This window comes from Bradyrhizobium sp. 604_D8_N2_3 (assembly GCF_051810765.1).
GTDB lineage: Bacteria > Pseudomonadota > Alphaproteobacteria > Rhizobiales > Xanthobacteraceae > Bradyrhizobium > Bradyrhizobium barranii.
Window position 1 is genome coordinate 5,261,274 of sequence record NZ_JBPWPM010000001.1, and the last position, 16,789, is coordinate 5,278,062.

15 protein-coding genes are annotated in these 16,789 nt (G+C 62.1%); 7 read left to right on the top strand and 8 right to left on the bottom strand.

Annotated elements, in window-relative coordinates; translation table 11 throughout:
* Positions 1 to 294 precede the first annotated feature (294 nt).
* Entirely contained in the window at positions 295 to 1,602 is a 1,308-nt protein-coding gene (locus tag AB7245_RS25005; RefSeq protein ID WP_085400284.1) for an MFS transporter, read from the top strand.
* A 7-nt stretch (positions 1,603 to 1,609) separates the two neighbouring features.
* Here the strand turns inward: AB7245_RS25005 and AB7245_RS25010 are convergent, their stop codons facing one another.
* Both AB7245_RS25010 and AB7245_RS25015 read right to left on the bottom strand, forming a co-directional pair.
* Complete coding sequence (locus tag AB7245_RS25010) at positions 1,610 to 2,248, bottom strand: HD domain-containing protein (protein WP_085400287.1); 639 nt, start codon at positions 2,246 to 2,248, stop codon at positions 1,610 to 1,612.
* Positions 2,249 to 2,298: 50 nt separating this feature from the next.
* On the bottom strand, positions 2,299 to 2,760 hold the full coding sequence (locus tag AB7245_RS25015) for a carboxymuconolactone decarboxylase family protein (protein ID WP_071913439.1): 462 nt from the start codon (positions 2,758 to 2,760) through the stop codon (positions 2,299 to 2,301).
* 109 nt (positions 2,761 to 2,869) lie between these two features.
* On the opposite strand from AB7245_RS25015, the gene AB7245_RS25020 reads away from it, so the two are divergent.
* Positions 2,870 to 4,279, top strand: coding sequence for a PLP-dependent aminotransferase family protein (locus AB7245_RS25020; RefSeq protein ID WP_085400289.1), 1,410 nt, complete (start codon positions 2,870 to 2,872; stop codon positions 4,277 to 4,279).
* Positions 4,280 to 4,416: 137 nt separating this feature from the next.
* Complete coding sequence (locus tag AB7245_RS25025; RefSeq protein WP_085400291.1) at positions 4,417 to 5,688, top strand: hypothetical protein; 1,272 nt, start codon at positions 4,417 to 4,419, stop codon at positions 5,686 to 5,688.
* A 51-nt stretch (positions 5,689 to 5,739) separates the two neighbouring features.
* Here AB7245_RS25025 and AB7245_RS25030 read toward each other — a convergent pair whose 3' ends face one another.
* Entirely contained in the window at positions 5,740 to 7,353 is a 1,614-nt protein-coding gene (locus tag AB7245_RS25030; RefSeq protein WP_354116176.1) for a winged helix-turn-helix domain-containing tetratricopeptide repeat protein, read from the bottom strand.
* 303 nt (positions 7,354 to 7,656) lie between these two features.
* On the opposite strand from AB7245_RS25030, the gene AB7245_RS25035 reads away from it, so the two are divergent.
* Positions 7,657 to 8,643 carry a Bug family tripartite tricarboxylate transporter substrate binding protein gene (locus tag AB7245_RS25035; protein ID WP_094184005.1) on the top strand — a complete coding sequence of 329 codons (987 nt, stop codon included), beginning with the start codon at positions 7,657 to 7,659 and terminating at the stop codon, positions 8,641 to 8,643.
* Positions 8,644 to 8,969: 326 nt separating this feature from the next.
* On the opposite strand, the gene AB7245_RS25040 is transcribed toward AB7245_RS25035, so the two are convergent.
* The 4 genes from AB7245_RS25040 to AB7245_RS25055 all read right to left on the bottom strand — a co-directional run bounded on the left by AB7245_RS25040 (position 8,970) and on the right by AB7245_RS25055 (position 11,790).
* Positions 8,970 to 9,563 carry a DUF6647 family protein gene (locus AB7245_RS25040; protein WP_085400294.1) on the bottom strand — a complete coding sequence of 198 codons (594 nt, stop codon included), beginning with the start codon at positions 9,561 to 9,563 and terminating at the stop codon, positions 8,970 to 8,972.
* A 339-nt stretch (positions 9,564 to 9,902) separates the two neighbouring features.
* The gene (locus AB7245_RS25045; protein WP_085400297.1) at positions 9,903 to 10,418 is read right to left on the bottom strand and encodes a hypothetical protein; all 516 of its coding nucleotides are present in this window, start codon (positions 10,416 to 10,418) and stop codon (positions 9,903 to 9,905) included.
* Positions 10,419 to 10,479: 61 nt separating this feature from the next.
* Positions 10,480 to 10,941: a YybH family protein gene (locus AB7245_RS25050; protein WP_085400298.1), complete on the bottom strand. Its 462-nt coding sequence runs from the start codon at positions 10,939 to 10,941 to the stop codon at positions 10,480 to 10,482.
* Between the two features lie 183 nt (positions 10,942 to 11,124).
* Positions 11,125 to 11,790 carry a hypothetical protein gene (locus AB7245_RS25055; protein WP_245344045.1) on the bottom strand — a complete coding sequence of 222 codons (666 nt, stop codon included), beginning with the start codon at positions 11,788 to 11,790 and terminating at the stop codon, positions 11,125 to 11,127.
* A 981-nt stretch (positions 11,791 to 12,771) separates the two neighbouring features.
* Here AB7245_RS25055 and AB7245_RS25060 point away from each other — a divergent pair.
* Together AB7245_RS25060 and AB7245_RS25065 are read left to right on the top strand one after the other, a co-directional pair.
* Positions 12,772 to 14,205, top strand: coding sequence for a DUF1254 domain-containing protein (locus AB7245_RS25060; protein WP_354077674.1), 1,434 nt, complete (start codon positions 12,772 to 12,774; stop codon positions 14,203 to 14,205).
* Positions 14,206 to 14,411: 206 nt separating this feature from the next.
* Positions 14,412 to 14,711 carry a hypothetical protein gene (locus tag AB7245_RS25065; RefSeq protein ID WP_063983013.1) on the top strand — a complete coding sequence of 100 codons (300 nt, stop codon included), beginning with the start codon at positions 14,412 to 14,414 and terminating at the stop codon, positions 14,709 to 14,711.
* Positions 14,712 to 14,794: 83 nt separating this feature from the next.
* Here AB7245_RS25065 and AB7245_RS25070 read toward each other — a convergent pair whose 3' ends face one another.
* Positions 14,795 to 15,574: a helix-turn-helix transcriptional regulator gene (locus AB7245_RS25070; RefSeq protein WP_085400303.1), complete on the bottom strand. Its 780-nt coding sequence runs from the start codon at positions 15,572 to 15,574 to the stop codon at positions 14,795 to 14,797.
* A gap of 109 nt (positions 15,575 to 15,683) precedes the next feature.
* Here AB7245_RS25070 and AB7245_RS25075 point away from each other — a divergent pair, with 109 nt between their 5' ends.
* The gene (locus tag AB7245_RS25075) at positions 15,684 to 16,763 is read left to right on the top strand and encodes an alcohol dehydrogenase catalytic domain-containing protein (protein WP_085400387.1); all 1,080 of its coding nucleotides are present in this window, start codon (positions 15,684 to 15,686) and stop codon (positions 16,761 to 16,763) included.
* The last annotated feature ends 26 nt before the right edge of the window (positions 16,764 to 16,789 follow it).

Below are 16,789 nucleotides of genomic sequence, written 5' to 3' on the forward strand. Positions count from 1 at the left end.
CAATACGCTTTGCTACAGATCTGCAACTGCTTTGCCCTCAGGCGTGTCGACCCCGTCTGTAGAGTGGATAGCGAAAGTCGCGGGAAGGCCGAAGCGCACCGATGAGGCCACAGGCTGGTGCGCGACGCGTCTGGATGGCGCCACACTTAAATCGGGACGCTGATATGCGGCATGCCTTGCATCGCGCCTCCGATGTTGACGCGGGCTGGTGCGGGTTTAAGTACGACAACAAATCTTGCAGGGGTGGCGACGTTTGCTGGGCTGGTTCCCGTTGACGCCACCAATGCAGGACACATGACGACCTCGCCTCACGCGACCTCGCCCCGCGCCTCAGCGCCCCCTCACCTAGCCATCGTCCTGTTCTCGCTCGCGATGGGTGGCTTTGCGATCGGAACCACCGAATTCGCATCGATGAGCTTGCTGCCGTTCTTCGCTGCCGACCTCGGGATCGATGAGCCGACCGCGGGACACGCGATCAGCGCCTACGCGCTCGGCGTGGTGCTGGGCGCGCCGCTGATCGCCGTGCTTGGCGCGCGGTTCGCCCGGCGCACCCAGTTGCTGGCCCTGATGTTGGTGTTCGCGCTCGGCAACGCCCTCACCGCGCTGGCGCCGGGCTTCGGCTGGATGATCGCGGCTCGATTTCTGTCGGGATTGCCGCATGGCGCCTATTTCGGCATCGCCGCGCTGGTCGCGGCCTCGCTCGTTCCGCAACACCGCCGTTCGCAGGCGATCGGCCAAGTGATGCTCGGCCTGACCACTGCCACGATCATCGGCGTGCCCCTGGCCAATCTGATCGGCCAGGCGGTCGGCTGGCGCGCGAGTTTTGGCTTCGTGTCGGTGCTGGCGTTGATCACGGTCGTGCTGTGCGCGCTGTTCGCGCCGCGCGATGCGGCCGGCCGGTCCGACCCGCTGCGCGAGCTCGGTGCGCTCCGAAACGGCCGCATCTGGATCACGCTGGCGATCGGCGCCATCGGCTTTGGCGGCATGTTCGCCGTCTATACATATCTCGCGACGACGCTGATCGAGGTCACCAAGGTCAGCACCGCGGTCATCCCGTTCTTCCTCGCCGTGTTCGGCATCGGCGCCACGCTCGGTAATCTGTTCGTGCCGCGCTTTGCCGACCGTGCCTTGATGCCGACGGCGGGCGTGATCCTGCTGTTTGCTGCGGTCGCGCTGCTGGTGTTTCCGCTTGCCGCCGGCAATCCCTGGCTGCTTGCGGCCGACGTCTTCGCGATCGGCGCCAGCGTCTCGCTCGGCGCCATCCTGCAGACGCGGCTGATGGACGTCGCGGGAGACGCACAAGCGCTCGCTGCTGCGCTCAATCATTCGGCGTTCAACACCGCCAATGCGCTCGGCCCGTTCCTGGGCGGCCTTGCCATTCGCGAGGGGCTGGGCTGGACCTCCACCGGTCCCGTCGGAGCCGCGCTCGCGCTTCTTGGCTTCCTGATCTGGATCGTCGCCGCGCGCGAGGCCCGAGCCGCGCCGGTCGAGGACGCCTCGAGCGACGCCGCCCTGCTGAAGAACGCTCCCGCAAGACCGGCGCCACCGCTGGCGCCGGATGACCGAAGCCGTTCGGATGCCGTCAGGGATCCGGTGGCTTAGCGGCAGCTCAGCTTTGCCAGGGTGTGTTGCGGATGCGCGTACACACGTTCGGCTTGTGGAAGCTGGGATCGTGATCCTGGATATAGTCGAAATTGACGGTCCCGAATGTCGTCTGCGGCTTCTTCAGCGCTGAGCAGGTCTGCACCTTCAAAAACTCGTTCTTGAAATCGCCGCGCGGGAACGCAGCGATCACCTGATCGCGCTGCTCCGGCGTGTACTCGTCATATCCAACGGCCCCGACGTCCACCACAACTCCTGCCCTCGTGAGGGCGATTTCCGGTCTCATATATTCCGGAATGCCGGGTGTGGTGTGCAGCGCAATCGCCTCCCAGACCAGATTGGCCTGCGGCTCGGCGATGCCGCGTGCCCGGAGAAAGTCCCGCGCGGCGTCGGCACCGTCGACCTCAAATCGCTTTGTTTCGGTGTGGTAGTGATCGACCAGGCCGAGGTCGTGAAACAGCGCCGCGACATAAAGCAACTCGGAATCGAATTTCAGCTTCTGACGCAGCCCCTTCATCGCGCCGAACACGTAGACGCGGACCGAATGGTTGAACAGCATCTCGTCTTCGTAGCTGCGCACCAGCTCGGCGGCCTCGCGCGCCAGCTTGCTGTCGGGAATTTTCACGCCGGAAATCACGCTCGTCATTTTCTAACTCCTGCCTTGCATTGACGTCGGCCGATGCCGTTCGTGGCCCGTCAGGCTGTCTTCTCGACGGCGGCCTGCGGCGTCTTACGGAAGCTGATCGCCATACGATTATACGTGTTCATCAGGCCGATCGCGATGGTGAGATCGACGAGCTCGCGCTCCTCGAAGACCCCGCGCGCGGCTTCATAGGCCTGATCCGGCACGCCGGTATCCGCGACGCGGGTCACCGTTTCGGCCCATGCGAGGGCGGCGCGCTCGCGCGCGTCGAACAGATTGCCGGCTTCCTCCCACGCCTGCAGCAGAGCGAGCTTTTCGATCTTCACCCCGCTCTTGAGCAGATCGCGCATATGCATGTCGAGGCAGTAGGCGCAGTTGTTGATCTGGGATACGCGCAGATAGACGAGGTTGATCAGCGCCGCCGGAAGATTGCTCTGCATGATGTAGCCGTAGACACCGCCCAAGGCTTTCACACCCGCCGGCGCGATACGGTCGTAGTCGAGACGCCCTGTCATTGTCCTGCTCCTTGATGATCGATGCCCGGCCCTTGTCTCCCCCTTAAATGCCCCTGCCCTGGTCCATAAAAAAGCACCAAGAACGCACGAAAATCGTGTACCAAGGGGCATGACCAAACCGCTCCGGCTGGAACTGGATCGATCTGCGAAGACGCCGCTGGCCGAGCAGATCCATGGGGGCATCAGGGCCGCCATCGCGAACGGCGTGCTCGCACCCGGAGCGCGCCTGCCCTCCTGGCAGGACCTGGCAGCCCAGCTTGGCGTCGCGCGGGGCACCGTGCGCGCGGCCTATGAAAAGCTGTCCTCTGCCCAATTGATCGTCGCGTCACGCGCGACCGGCACGCATGTCGCGGATCGGCCGTCCTTTCCCGTTCGCAAGGACAAAGCCCCGGCTCCCGGCTCGTTCATGGAGATGTACCAGGAGCTCACGGCGGGGCCGGCGATCTTCCAGATGGGCGTGCCGGCGCAGGAGACCTTTCCTGCGACGCTGCTCGCCAGGATGCGCGCGCAGGCGGTTCGCGTCGAAATGAGCGCGCCGGCGATCTATCCGGATCCGCGCGGCGAGCTCGACTTGCGACGCGAGATCGCAGCCTACCTTGCGCTGGCGCGCGGGATCGCGTGCACGCCGTCGCTGATCATCATCACCAGCGGTTTCAGCGGCGGCCTCGGATTGGCGCTCCGTGTCCTCGGCCTCGAGTCAAAGACGAAGGTCTGGATGGAGAATCCGGGCTTTCCCTTCACGCGGCACGGTCTCGCGCTTGCAAGACTGTCGATCGCGCCGATCCCGGTCGATGCCGACGGCATCGATGTCGAATATGGCCTGAAACATGCTCCCGACGCGGCGCTGGTTGTCGTGACGCCCGGACAGCAGGCGCCACTCGGATCCACATTGTCGCTGGCGAGGCGTTCGCGCCTGCTCGACTGGGCCACCCGGCGCAAGGCGTGGGTGATCGAGGATGACTATCTCAGCGAGCTGCAGCTCAAGGGCCGGGCCACGCCGGCACTTGCCTCGCTCGATCGCGCGGGCCGCGTCATCCACATCGGCTCCTTCAGCAAGACCGTGACCCCTGCCCTACGACTGGGCTTTGTCGTTGCGCCGGCGGCTCTGGCGTCGCGATTTGCCGAAGCCGCAGCTTGCCTCGCGCCAGCGCCCGGGCCCGCGGTGCAGCTCGCGACCGCCGATTTCATACGCGAGGGCCATTATCTGCGGCATCTCCGGCGCACGAAGCGGGTCTACGCCGCGCAAGGCGATGCATTGCTGAAACAGCTTCGGACGCGCACCGCCAACGTTGCGCTTGCCGGATTGGCAGCGGTCCTGCGGCTGCCGGATGGAGCGCCCGATCTCGCCATCGCCAGGGAAGCAGCATCGTTCGGACTGGCGCCTACTCCGCTGTCGCTGTGGTATGCGTCCACGGCTTCGGCGCGCCCCGGTCTGTTGCTGGGTATCGCCACATCTCCGCAAAAGCGGATCGAAGCTTCCTGCGACAGGCTCTTTGAAATCATCGATCGTCTGACATGACGAACGCTGTATTTCGAGAAAGCACGATGCGCTCCCGGCTCAACAAACGCGGGCCTACATGCCACCGAAAGTTGTAAGCGCGCCGATCATCATGTAACGTCGGCGTCTATCTTCACCGCGCGTGGCCCAGTCGTTACATGCTTGCCCGTATTTTGTTTCTCGCGGCCGTGCTGCTTCCATGCGCGCTGCATGCCGAGGAAACGCCGGCCGAGAATCCGGGATTTGCGCACAGGCTGACGATCTATCTTGCCAAGGGGGCACCGGACGCGTGCGGGCCGGGCTGCGACCGCTGGATCGCCATCGAGGGCGAGATCGATGGGGACGCCACACCGCGCATTCGCCGCTTCCTGGCTGGCGTCAAGGACACGCAGCGTCCGATCTACCTTCACTCGCCCGGCGGGAACGTGGGGCAGTCCTACGTCATCGGCCGGCTGCTGCGCAGTCGCAAGGCGGTCGCGCGGGTCGGCCGGACGATCGCGACGGCGTGCGCCGCCGGCACACAGGTGGACGCCGCCTGCCTGAGGACCAAGGCCGCCGGCGGCGAGGTCGAGGCGGAGCTCACGACCTACCATGCGATGTGCAACTCGGCCTGCGGTTACCTGTTTCTCGGGGCGACATCACGCGAGGTCGCTCCCGACGCCGCCCTGGCGGTCCATAACTCCAGGCTGGTCCTCGTCTTTCACGGGCATCCGGCGCCGCAGGCGGTCGCGGAATACAGGCAGCGCCGGATCGCGAACGCCGACCGCGACCGCGCTGCGTTCATCGCGACGATGGGGATCAGCCGCGCGCTCGACGGTCTCATCCGTACCGTGAAGTTCGAAAGCCTGCATATGCTGACGCGAGCCGAGCTCTATCGTTTCGGAATCGACACGCGACCGTTTGCCGAGGGGATGTGGAGGCTGGAAAAGGCAACGCGGCCGTTCATCAGCAAGATCGCGGTGGTGAAGAAGGAAAGCGGCTCCTCGTTCCGGACGATGGAATGGCGCATGTTTTGCGAAACCAGGAATCGCGTGCCGCTGCTGTTCGCCGGCGAGATCGACGAGGCGAGCGTCGGCAAAAGTACGATCATGATGACGGCGGACGCCGACAAGGACCAGGAGGCCGGAGGTTTTCCGGTGCGAGCCGCGAAGTACGAGATGTGGAGCGGCAGCATCGACCCTGACATGGTCAAGGCGATCATGGCGTCCCGCTCCCTCCATGTCCGGCGGACCACGCCGATGCCGGACGAAAAGGTGGACGTCGCGACATTCGACATCGACCTGACGGGCCTGGCGTCGATGCGGACGCAGCTTGCGTCGGCGTGCTCGTCGGTCGACGCCAAGCCGAAAGGTCCCTGGCCGGCAAGCCCTTGGCCAGCAACTCCGCTGCCGAACGTCACCGCGCCGCCCTCGGCCGTGCCGTCGCCGTAAGCGCAGGAGCGCCCGATCCTTGTTGGGCGCGCACCGGCAACCTCCCGCCGTTCATCCCTCCGGCACCCCGGCCATGCGCATGCCCTCATACACACGCTCGCGCCCGGCGAGATAAGCCGGATGGTCGCTCGTCACGCGGGCCCGGTAGCGGCGGAGAGTGAAGGTCGGATTGAGCACAAGGCCGGCCTGTGCGGCGGCCCGCGCCTCGTCCGGTGAGCCGAGTAGCGACAGCGCAGCGGCGAGATAGTAATGCGGGAGGGGATGATTTCGGTTGGCCTCGATGCTCCGGCGCAGCCAGGCAACCGCTTCCACGTCGGCGCCGAGAAACAATTTGGCGAGACCGACAAACATAAACCACCGGTAGGCGTAGGAATCGCGAGGAGAGAGGCGAAGCGCCTCGCGGATATGGGCCTCGGTCTCGCTACTGCGACCGAGAAAAAACTTGGCGAGACCGATGAAGGCATGAGCGTCGGCCAAATTGTGATCCAGTGCCAACGCCCGCTCGCATTCAGCGATGGCTCGGGCCGGGTTGCTAAATGATTGGACCAGACCCAGGATGCTACGGGCCCGAGCATGGTTTGGCGCAAGGGACAGAGCCTTGGTTGAGGCTGCCTCGGCCGCCGCCAAGTGCGCTTTCCAGTCGTCGGTGACAAGATTGGCCCCAAGCGCCGCTTCAACCCGCGCCGAGCCGACCAGCGCCTCGATATTGTCGGCATCGAGTGCCAGGGCGCGGTCGAAAAAGGCCTGCGCTTGCGTCATGTATTGCGGGGTCGTCCCATTGTTCTCGTAAGCCCAGCCCTGGAAATACAGGTCCATTGCATCGGGATGGGTTGAACGTTCCGCTCGCCGCGCTTCAACCTGAATGAGCTGGGCATTTAGCGTGTTTGCGAGCCGCGATACGATCTCGTCCTGCATGTTGAACAGGTCGGCGACGGGTTTCTCGAACCTCTCGGCCCATAGGTGATTGCCGGTTTCGGCATCGATCAGCTGAACATTCACCCGAAGCCGATTGCCGCCTCGTTGCACGGAACCTTCGAGCACATAGCGGACGTTCAACTCGCGTCCGACTTGCTTTACATCGACGGCTTTGCCTTTGAAGGTGAAAGCGGTGTTACGCGCGATCACGAATGAGCCACTGATGCGCGAAAGGTCCGTGGTCAGGCTATCGGTCACGCCATCAACGAAATAGTCCTGCTCGGGATCGCCTCCGAAGTTCGCGAACGGCAGTACGACGATGGAAAGGCGTGGCGCAGGAATCGACATCGCAACTGTCGCGGCATCGGACCGATCTGGATCAGCGGTACCCTGAAACTGTTCACCAGAATCGGCTGTGGGCGCCGCGTCTGCGGGCCTCTGCACTTCCTGCACCGTTCCAACGAAACGGAAGCCCTTGCGCTGCAGGGTTTTGATGAGACGCTGTTTTTCGCCGGAATCGCCAATCACACTCCGAGCGACGTTCAGCCGCGTCGTCAGTGCCGCATCGGACACGACACGGCCGTTCCAGATGGTCTTGATGAGGTCGTCCTTGCTTACGACCCGTTCCCTGTTGCGGATCAGGTAATCGAGCAGGTCGAACACCTGCGGCGCAACGGAGACCACGTGCGCCCCGCGGTAAAGCTCGCGAAGGTCGGTGTCGAATGCGTACTCGTCGAAGAGATACCGCAAGCTGGCAATTCCCTGGGTGACTTTCCCCCGTCGGTCTCTCGCGCCGGTTGCACCGCAAGAATAAGCCGGCGGTGAAGAGAATGTAAGCAGAATGTCAAGAGCGCCCGCCCATGGCCTGCTACCATCCTCGGGACGGCACAATTTGCTCAGGAAGCAATCCATGAGCACGACCAACGGCTTGCCGTACCGCGCAGCGGTGCCCCGAGCAGAGACTCAGGATTTAGCGTAAGGCCGTCCATTTGAAGGACCGGCAGCAACGCCCACGACGTGCGTCCTCGGAATACAAATATGATGGAGACCGTGATGGCATTGAAGATCACGCGCCGCGCCTTCATCGCAACCGGCGCAGCCACCATCGCTTTGTCGTATCATGATAGCGGGTGGACGCAGACCTGGCCCTCCCGGCCGATCAAGATTGTTTGCGCCTATCCCGCCGGCGGACTTGCGGACACCCTCGCGCGCGTCTACGGCGAATACCTCTCCCAGAAGCTCGGCCAGCCGGTGATAGTTGAGAATAAGGCGGGTGCCAGCGGTTCGATCGCTGCAGCAGCCGTGAAGCAATCGCCACCGGACGGTTACACGTTACTCCTCGCCATCACCGCAACTCTGGTGCAAAGCCGCGTGCTATTTAAGACTTTGCCATACGACGCCGACAAGGACTTCGCGCTCATTTCCAGCATGTCGGCAGGATATCTGCCGTTGGTCGCCTATAAGGCGACCAACGCCACCAATTTAAAGGAGTTCGTCGAATACGCCCGCAGGAACGTGACCAACGTCGGGACCTTCGGCGCAGGCTCCTACCCTCATATCGTCGTTGCAGAGCTCAACAAGCAGTACGGGCTGCAGATGAAAGCCGTGCACTACCGCGGCGAAGCGCCGATGTGGCAGGACCTCGCGGCCGGCGTGCTCCAGGCGGCGATGGGGAGCTACGCCAATGCCGTCAACGCGCTGGAATCCGGAGTTGGGAGGGCAATCGCCGTGCAGACGAGGACGCGGAGCAGAAAGCTTCCCGACGTTCCCACATTTTTCGAGCAGGGTGCCGAGTCCGAGCTCTTTGCTATGACCGGTTACGTCTTTCTCGCCGGTCCCATCGGCATGCCGCAGGACATCGTGGAGCGTGTTTCCGGCCTGATGGTGGAGGCAGGCAAGACCGACAAGATCCAGAAGCTGCTCGACGCGTACGGCATCGATGAGTCCGCTCAGGGACATATCGCGTTCAGAAGGCTGTACGACAGCGAAACGCCTCCCTTGGTGGCTGCTGTGAAGGCATTGGGGCTGACGCCTGAATAGCGTGCGGGTGCCGGCGCTCGTCCGCCTTGCAGATCGCCGTGGGGCCACGAGCGGATCTGTGCGCCATCGGCTGAATGGATGAACCCGTCACCTCAGCAGAACTCAGGGAACAAGCACCGCTGGCATTAGTCCCGTTGGCAGCGGTACAAACTGATTCTGGTGCCCCGGAGCCATCGCCAGGATCGCCAATGCAATTGCGAGGACCGCCAAGAGTCTGGCCATCAATCAAATCCGCTGAAGATCGCTGGTACGTACGAGATGATCTTGGCTCTGCGCTCCTTTGGAAAGGCAATCGTTCGACAGCGACTTGGATCGACCGGTCACACTCAATACATGCATGCTGAAGTAATCAGCACCGTGAACATGTCGACGTCGAACTCGTTCTCCAAGCTAAGTCCGAACCGCTCCAGCCATTTATCCTGAGCCAGGTAGGCCAACTTCTCTCGCGCCTGTGGGCAAACAAATTTGAGCCCTCCAACATTCTGAAGGTGATGGACCATTTCGTGTACCAGGACCGATTGATCGGTCGGCGAAGTGCCACCCCAATCATCAGGAAGCAGGATCGTTCTCGTCTCGTTGTCGTAAAGTGCGACAACCTCGCGCTGAGCTAGTTGTCCATCGCTTTCCATGAAGCCTTGCGAAGAAGTACGGTCCCTTGCACGCAACCTCGCAAGCTCCATCTTCGACGCAAATTCAATGACGGGACGCTGCTTGATGGCAGGCAGGTCGAAATTCGATGAGAGCCAAGTCACAATGTCATCCAACAGGGCTTCCGCAAGTTGAGCTGCATCAGGATGCAACGAAACCGAACGCGACTCGGCGGACGCGCCGCGCTCCAAAGCATATTCGCAATCGGCTTTAGAGGATGTGGCTAACGTCAGGGAGGCTATCGCCGCGACCAAGAGGAATTGCTTGAACATGACCCTCTCCTCAGAGGCTGTCCGAAAAAGACACTCTTCAAAAAATCAGTCGGCAATTGAATGGCTGGAACATAGCATTCGCCTGGCCACGTCGTTGTGAACCCATTCACACCCAAAGAACTCGCAACGCCGCCGGTCACCGAACATGCGGACGAGCGGCGTGCCTCGTACTTCACCGGGACACCGGCCGCCCGTTCAGCAGACGACGGAACCACGTCGCTAGAGCGTGGTAGCGGACGTGAGCGCCGGGGCACACCGTTCAGAAGACCTTGCTGCCTTCGGCATCCCGAACTGCAGCAATCGAGGCCGTTCGCGGCTGCTGGAAATCAGCGGACGAACCTAGTTCGTCTTGACGAACTTGTACGTCCCCTTCTTGTGGCCAATGACCTGACTGATGCCATCGAAGTTGCTCTTGAGAGGGTCGATGGTGACGACGAGCGCGGCCTGGAGACCTTCGAATTTTCCGGTCCCACCCGTTATGTTGCAATTATTGGGGGATGCGGGCATCCAGTCGCATTGCTCGAACAACTGGTCGCCGTCCTTGTCGACGTAAGTACAGAACCCGTGAATCTCGGCGGTCTTCGCCGACGGATCCGTCAGGCGGCTGAGCTGACAACGTCCACCCATGTTGTTGAGTACGGGATTTCCCGCCTCGTTTGAGGCTGCCATGGCTTGGTTCATGACAGCAAATTCTCTGCCGCCGCCGATCGCCATCGGCTTGGGAGCAGGAATCGGCGTCGCGGTGAATATGACCGAGACGGGGCCCTCCGGCGGCATGCTCTGAGCCTGGACACTCGTCGTTGCCAGCACTGATGCGACTGAAAGCAACGCGAGGTTTGCGTGCAAAATGGCCATCGTTAGCTCCCTTTGATGTGGTGCAGAGAACGATTGCGGGCAGAGAAGGCTATGCCTTGAGTTACTTTGCGGCCTGCTGCGGCTGGGGCGGCGGCGGTTTGGGGACCGACGTGAGCATGCGAATCTTCCATTGCCCGTCTTCACGAACATCGAGAGCGGTCCAAACAACGGTGAAGTCTATAGGAGCGCCTGTCTCGCTGTTGCCGGTAATGCGAGATTCGCCGGTGACCAGAGCCATGCTTTCTGACAATGACTGAACCTCGGTCGTCTTGACCTCGAGGCGACTAACTCCCGCCTTGAAAGCGTTCTCATAATATCTGGCATTGTCCACGACGCCGTCTTCCGTCACACGCATATAGTTCTTGGTGTAAAGCGAAGTAATCCCGGCAGCGTCCTTGTTGCTGAAGTACTGCTCGTATGCTGAACCTATCTTTCCAAGTTCTTCCTTGAGATTTTGATCTGACGCAGTCGCAGGAATTGCCGATAGTAACAGCGAGATACATACAACTCCGAATCCGCGCATGATGTCACTCCCTACTGTTGACGCCGCTCCAGACGAGATGCCTGCCTCCATCCCCGTGAACTCCCGACGCCGCTGCACTTGAGCCGGCAGCCTCGTTGTTCTCCATGGACAGGAAGTCTCCCTTGATCTGACGCAAGGAATTTTCTCCGCAGTCAGCGCTGCTCGAAACTTGGTTGTTCGTCTTCATGGTGGCAGCAGAGCGGCCGCGATTCCGCCGCTAAGGTCAGGCGGCCGCACGAAAAGAAAACGGGAGGTCGCCGGTATTTCAGCGTCATCTCGGCCGTTCTGGCCGATCAGGATCAATCCGGCTCCGCCATTTGCCACGTTGAGAACCACGGGCTCTCCGCTCCACGTCTTGATCGGCTGCATTCCCACGATGAGGAATTCGCCCATGGGCTGATCAAGATATTGAAGGCGCAATTGCGGACCGACCTCCGCTGCAGCAAGTTCAAAGCCGAGTTGTCGGGCCCGCGCGTAAATGACGGCCAGAGGCACGCTATCGGTTTTAAAGCCGAGCTGGACCGCGGATACCGCCAAAAGCTCCACGTCCATCTTGTTAGAACTGACGGTAAAGGCCGGTCGAGCGAGAACTTCCGCGGCCAACCCGCCGATATTGCAACCCACGGCATCCAATGCATTGCGCAACGCGAAGGAGTTGCCAAAAGTGCCGACCGCAATCGTCTTCCAAGTCGGAACGTCGCGGGCGGACCCGATGAGTTTTTGCGGCAAATCAACTGCACGAACTTTGCCGAGTTTCAGTTGATTCTGTAACACGTCGCGCGCCGAGCATTGTCCCCACGCCCTGGGCGCGAACTGAAACAAGGAAGCGGCACAGAGCAATGCAACCATCAAGCAATGGCTGCCCCACCTCGCGTTCAGATGGTGATGTGGTGCGGCACGATCCGCGTGGTTTGCCAGTATGCACATGTCGAAGATCGACTTGCTGCAAAGTTCAACTGAAAGAAGCCCGCCTCCGAGTCAATGGGAAGAACGGAGGCCAATGAAAAACATCGTCCGACCGCACTCAAAAGGGGGGCCGGAGGCGGGACACGATTGGCTCAACTATTCCAACTTCAAATGAACGGGCGGCGGTCCGTAAGCCCGATCGCCCGCCGCATCAAACCGAAACGGAATGACGTACTCAAACGTAGCACCACGAGTCCCTCGGTACAATCAGCAACTCCGCCCACCAGCGTGCATTGCGATCACTCGATCGCGCTTCGCCGCGAACACCACTCTGAGGCCGCAGACGTTTGTCATAGGTCACAAGCCGCGACTGTTCGCCGCAAGCTCATCGGCGACAATCGCCCGATCGCGCCGCCGCGCGTCCGTCGGCCGCGCCCTCGCCCGCATCGCCACTCCGTATTTCACCGGGCAACGTGACGATCCCTGTGCCTATCACAATCGGCCGCGCGCAGACGCCGGAGTATTCATCGAGCTATTCTCGGCAGATGGGCTCACATCGTCAGCGTCCGACCTCAAGACGATGAATCATCGGATGAAGGGCTGCTCCATTTCGAGCACACGAGGTTGCAATCCAATGACGATCCGGTGCTGAAGCTCGTCATCTAAACGCCGGTCTCGGGCGTCGGCTCACGATCGCCTGGCGTCAGCTTTTGAGGGCCAAGCGGAGCGCAGCGATCCGTCAGAGCAACGCCGCTCGTGACCCGTCGGCGGACGTCCCTTGATCTAGATCAACCAGAACGCGGCGCTTCGCCGCTTAGCTGGCTCATCCTCCTTTGCCTGAGTTGGAGGGAATAGGAAAACGCCCGCAGTGGCGGCACTACATCGCCCCACTCGGCCAATGCAGCGAATTTCTGGAGAACCCTTATGCAAAAGCATCTGTTGTCGCTTGCTGCGATCCTGTCGGGTTTGAGTCTCGTCGTGTCGACATCGACCCCGAGCGCCGCTCAATCGATTTCTGCGGAAGAGGCACAAGCGATCGCTGCGGAGGCCTATGTTTACTTCTATCCGCTCGTGACGATGGACCTGACGCGCAAGCAGCTCATCAATTCCGATCCCAAAACTGCGGCAATAGGCGGTCCTCCGAACACGTTCGACAATATCCAGGCCTACCCGACCGCAGACATGAAGGCGGTGGTGCGGCCCAATTTCGACACGCTGTATTCGAGCGCCTGGCTCGACCTGACCCGCGAACCCATGGTCGTTTCGGTTCCTGATACCGGTGGCCGCTACTACCTGCTGCCGATGCTCGACATGTGGACCGATGTGTTCGCGTCGCCGGGATGGCGTACGACAGGCACCAAGGCAGCGAATTTCCTGGTCGCGCCGCCGGGCTGGAACGGAAACGTGCCGGCGGGCTTCGCACGTATCGACGCGCCGACGCCTTATGTCTGGATCATCGGCCGCACCAAGACCGATGGTCCTGCCGACTATGCTCCGGTTCACGAGGTGCAGAAGGGGTACAAGATCACACCGCTATCTGGATGGGGTAAGCCCCCGGTCGCCGTGACACAGACCATCGATCCCAACGTTGACGTCAAGACGCCGCCGAAGCTGCAAGTCGACACGATGGCAGGCGATAAGTTTTTTGCCTATGCGGCGGAGCTATCCAAGGTCCACCCGCCACACATCACAGATGAGCCGATCATCGCGCGCATGGCGCGGATAGGGCTCGAACCGGGCAAGACGTTCGATATGACCAAAGCCGATTCCACGGTACGGAAAGCTATCGAGGATGCGCCGGCTCAGGCGCAAAAACTGATGGCATGGAAAATCCCAACGCTGGCGCGCGTCGCAAATCACTGGTCCATGAACACGGACACGATGGGCGTTTACGGGAACTACTACTTGAAGCGCGCGATCGTCGCGCAGCTCGGACTCGGCGCTAATCTGCCGGAGGACGCGATCTACCCGAACAGTGTTGGCGATGAAAACGGCAAGCCGCTCGACGGCGCAAACAAATACATCGTCCGCTTTGCCAAGGACGCGGTGCCGCCGGTCGAGGCATTCTGGTCAATCACCCTGTATGACGATGAAGGCTTCCAGGTTGCCAATCCACTCAATCGCTTTGCGGTGAGCAGCTGGATGCCGTTCAAGCGCGACGCCGACGGATCGCTCACGCTCTACGTCCAGAATGACAATCCGGGCGGCGATCGCGAAGCCAACTGGCTGCCCGCGCCCACAAGCCCGTTCAACCTCACCATGCGTCTTTATGCGCCAAAGTCGGAGGCATTGACCGGCGTGTGGAATCCACCCGCCATCAAGCGGGTCGATAGTGAAACCGTTGGCCGGCAGCAATGACAATGCCAAGGGAGCCCGGCTGGGCAAGGCACGCGCGGCGCATTTAAAGCGCCCGAGAAAGGGGAGAGTTGATTCCGCTCGCGAAGCCTGAACCAGGATCACGCCGCCGAAGACGAACCTTCATCGAGATCGAACGGGAGGTTCGCTCCTCAAACGTCGCTCGATACATGCCTCTTGGACAGTTTACACAGCTATGGAGGTAGCCCATGCCGATCGTTCAATTTACTCGCTTCAAAACCGACAAGGTCGAGGAAACGGTCCAGATCATCCGGCAGGCGAAGAAAATCTTTGAAAAACACGGTGCCGAGTTTCTTCGGCTCTCCCGTTTCCACACCGGTCACTGGGCAGGAGAGTTGCTGGTTACGACGCGCTACTCCAATTGGGAAGTCTACGGCAAGGTGCAGGAGGCCGTGGCAAAGGACCCGGAGTTCGCGCAGCTGCAGGCTGATGGAATGAAGATTGCCGAACTGCAGGGCCGCAATATCGCCGTCAGCATCGATCTCTAGTCGGGGCGCCGCCCCGCAAACCACAATAAGCGCGGAGGCCGCCGGACATATGCCGGTGGCCTTCCCGATCTGATGACGGCGTTCTACGCCCCGACCGGCGTATAGATCACGAGCTTCAGCGCGGGATCGTCGTTGGCCTGAAAACTCGTGTGCTCGAAATGCAGCACGCCCAGAGTTGGATGAGACATCGTCTTGAGGCCCGAGGCGGTGCTGCGGATCTCGTGGGCTTCCCACCATTTGACGAATTCCGGGCTGCCCTGCCGCAGCCGCGTCAGCAACTCCGCAAAGGCGGGATCGCCGGCCCAGACGTCGTGGGTGGCGCGAAACATCGCGACCATGCGCTTGGCGACCTCCGCCCAGCCCGCGCCGTAAGCCTTGCGCGTCTGCTTGTTGGTCATCATCAGGAGCATCGTGTTGCGATCCTCCTCCGGTAACCGGCCGAACGCAAAAACCTGCTCGGCGGCTTCGTTCCAGGCCAGCACGTCCCAGCGCCGCCCGGTGATATAGGCCGGATGCGGCAGGCTCTCGATCAGCCGCAGGATCGGCGGCGGCACGATCTCGCGCGTGAACGCCCGCTTGTCGCCGTCGCGCGCCAGCGCCTTGAGATGCGCATGCTCGGTCTTGCTCAGCCGCAGCGCACGGGCGAGCGCATCGACGGTGGTGACCGACGGGCTGACGGTGCGCCCCTGCTCGAGACGGATGTACCAGTCGACACCGATGCCGGCGAGCTGGGCGACCTCCTCGCGGCGCAGGCCCGCGGTGCGCCGGCGGCTGCCCGCGGGAAGACCGACCGTCTTCGGCGTCAGCTTTTCGCGGCGGGACCGCAGGAAGTCGCCGAATTCGATGCGGCGCGGGTCGGCCATGATGTTGAGCTCCGATGGAGGGCCTTCGTAATACTAGGATAATACCAGGCCTTGCTGACCTTTCCAAGGCGGCGCATATGCCTTTTCACCCGACTTTGAGGTGAACATCATGAAAGCTGCCGTACTCAAATCCTTCGGATCGCCGCTGGTGATCGAGAATGTGCCGGAGCCGGTGCTCGGCACCGGCGAGGTCATCGTCGACGTCGTCGCCACGCGCGTCCTGTCCTACATGAACGAGGTCTTCAGCGGCGAACGAAACTACGCGCTCGACCTGCCGATCATCCCGGGTCCCGGCGGCATCGGCCGGGTGCGCGCGATCGGCCCGGACGCGACCAAGCTCGCCGTTGGCGACTGGGTGTTCTGCGACCCGACGGTGCGTTCGCGCGATGACATCGTGGCGCCCGATATCGCCCTGCAAGGGCTCACGGCCGCCGGCCCCGGCGGTATGCGCCTGCAACGGCATTTTCGCCACGGCTCCTATGCCGAGCGGATGCGCGTGCCGACCGAGAATGTGAAGCGGCTTGGCGCGATCACGTCCGCGGAAGCCTCGCAATGGTGCGCGCTGGGGACGGCGCTGGTGCCCTATGGCGGCTTCCTCGCCGCCAACCTTCAACCCGGCGAGACCGTGCTGGTGAGCGGCGCCACCGGCAATTTCGGCAGCGCCGCCGTCTCCGTCGCGCTCGCGATGGGCGCGGCCTGCGTGGTCGCGCCGGGTCGCAACGACAGGATTTTGGCCGACCTCGTCCGCCGCTTCGGCGATCGGGTGAAGCCGGTGAAACTCACCGGCAACGAGAGCGACGACTGCGAAAGCATGAAGCGCGCCGCACCGGGACCGATCGACTGCGTGTTCGACATCATGCCACCCTCGGTCAGCACGACCGTCGTACGCGCGGCGATCATGACGGTGCGCGCTTACGGCCGCGTCGTGCTGATGGGCGGCGTCGGCATGGCGGGCGGCGCAGGCCTCGATCTGCCCTACCCCTGGATCATGCGCAACTGCATCAGCATCCACGGCGTCTGGATGTATCCGCCGGATGCGGCAAGCCGCCTGATCGCCCTGGTGCGCGCGGGATTGTTACGGCTGGACGAATACGAGGCGACGGCGTTCGACCTCGACCACGCCAACGAGGCGGTGGAACACGCCGCGGCGAATGGCGGACCGTTCAAATTGACGGTGATCAGGCCGTAACGGCCCCACCGCTGCGGCGATGCGCC